General features: G+C 69.5%; 2 protein-coding genes. Both read left to right on the forward strand.

All coding sequences use genetic code 11. The features are described 5' to 3' along the window. Positions 1-525: SDR family NAD(P)-dependent oxidoreductase (locus tag ACWELQ_RS44370; protein ID WP_452402962.1), on the forward strand; the 525-nt coding region annotated here is incomplete at its 5' end. A gap of 127 nt (positions 526-652) precedes the next feature. Next, positions 653-2,149 carry an AMP-binding protein gene (locus ACWELQ_RS44375; RefSeq protein ID WP_452402963.1) on the forward strand — a complete coding sequence of 499 codons (1,497 nt, stop codon included), beginning with the start codon at positions 653-655 and terminating at the stop codon, positions 2,147-2,149. Positions 2,150-2,153: the final 4 nt, after the last annotated feature.

Below are 2,153 nucleotides of genomic sequence, written 5' to 3' on the forward strand. Positions count from 1 at the left end.
TGCGCAGCCGACAACGGGAAAAGGACAGAACTGTGCCCGGTCAAATACGGCTCCTGCGTCTCGAAACGGGTGAACGATTCCCTACACGGCGCCCGCGGCTCCGGTCACATCGTCAACGTGTCGACGGTGGCCGTCATGTTCCCGGTCGCCCCGAAGTGGGGGTTCTATCTGTCGTCCAAGGCCGCGTTCGATATCTGGATGCGCTCGGTGGCCATGGAGGCCCGCCCCGACGGCGTCACCCTGACGACCCTCTACGCCGGATCCATGTTCACCCGGATGAGTGCGCCCAGCGGCTGGATCTCGGCGCTGCCGGGGCAGTCCGCGCGGGAGGCGGGCTTTGTGATCGCCAAGGCGCTCGTGCGCAAGCCACGCACCCTCACTCCCGCCTACGGTCGCCCCTCTGCCGTGCTGGTGTCGTTGCTGCGCAACACGATCGAGGTGGTCACCACGCGGCTCTACCGCCATCTGCCGGATACCGCGGCCTCGCTGGCACGGCTGGAGCGGGGAGCCGATCGTGTCGCGTGAGAGCAGGGAATTCCGGTGGCGTGACGCGGTGGTGCCGCTGGTCACCTCGGGCGCGCTGCGTCCGGTCGGGCTCGGCGGGGCGGCGCGAATCATCAAGTCGCTGAGGCAGTTCGGCCCGTCGCTCGCCATGGTGGTGGCATTGTCCGCGGCACGGTACCCGGACCGCGCCGCGATCATCGACGACCGCGGCACGGTGACCTACGGTGAGCTGCAACGCCGTTCGGAGGCGATCGCGGCCGCGCTGCACGCGACCGCGCCGGAAGCCCGGACGTTGGCCGTGCTGTGCCGCAATCACCGCGGCTTCGTCGAGGCCGCGCTGGTGGGCGCGCAGCTCGGCTGTGAGTTGGTGTTCCTCAATACCGATCTCCCGGCGGCACAGCTGACCCGCGTCCTCGACCGGCATCGGCCCGACATTCTGGTGCACGATCAGGAGTACCGGGAGGCAGTCGCCGAAGTCGCGGGCACCCGAGTGGTCGCCTGGCAGGACGAGCCTGCCGGATTGTCACTGGATTCCCTTGCCCGGCAAACCCATCCGGCTCCGCCGCCGGTGCGCGGCCAGGTGAAGATCACACTGCTGACCTCCGGCACCAGCGGACTGGCCAAGGGCGTCTCGCGTCCGATGCGGACCGGGGCGCTGGTGGAGATGACCGCCACCGGCATGTCCGCGACCCGGTTCAGCTCCCGCGACGTGATGGTGCTCGCCCCGCCGTTCTTCCACGGTTTCGGGCTGGCGATTCTGGTCGGCGGGCTCGCGCTGGGCGCGACCGTGGTGACCCGCCGCCGATTCGATCCGGTGCAGGCGCTGGCCGATATCCAGCGCCATCGCGCCACGGTGTTCGTCGGCGTGCCGGTGATGTTGCAGCGGCTGATGGCCGTTCCGGCGCAGCGTCGGCGCGAATTCCACACCGGTTCCCTGCGTTTGGCCGTGACCGGCGCGGCCCCGATCGCCCCGGCGACGATCAGTGCGTTCATCGCCGCCTTCGGACCCATCCTCGTCAATGGTTACGGTTCCACCGAGGCGGGCGTGGTGGCCCTGGCGACGGCGGCGGATCTGGCCGAATCCCCGAAAACCGTGGGCCGCCCCGCGATCGGGGTCGAGGTGCGGGTGCTGCGGGCCGATCGCACGCCCGCAGCCACAGGCGAAACCGGGACGATCTTCGCGCGCGGCGGCGTCGGCTATCACGGTTACGTGGCCGATCCGGCATCGCCGACGCCGACCAAGGAGGTGGTCGACGGCTACGTGAACACGGGCGACATGGGGCATTTCGACGCGCGCGGACTGCTCTACATCGACGGCCGCGACGACGACATGATCGTGTCCGGCGGCGAGAACATCTATCCGAAGGAGGTCGAGGATGTGCTCGCCGACCACCCCGCCATCGGCGATGTGGTCGTGATCGGCGTGCCGGACGAGGAATACGGTCAGGTGCTGCGCGCCTACCTGGTTCCCGCGCCCGGCCACGGCCTCCCGGCGGCCGACGAACTGAAGGCTCATATCCGCGCCCGCCTGGAGCGCTACAAGGTGCCCAAGGACTTCGTGGCGCTGACCGAGATCCCCCGCAATCCCAGTGGCAAGGTGCTGCGTCGCGAGCTCGACGACCGCTCCCGCCACATCGCGAGCTAGCCCC

It is taken from the genome of Nocardia sp. NPDC004722 (assembly GCF_053601505.1).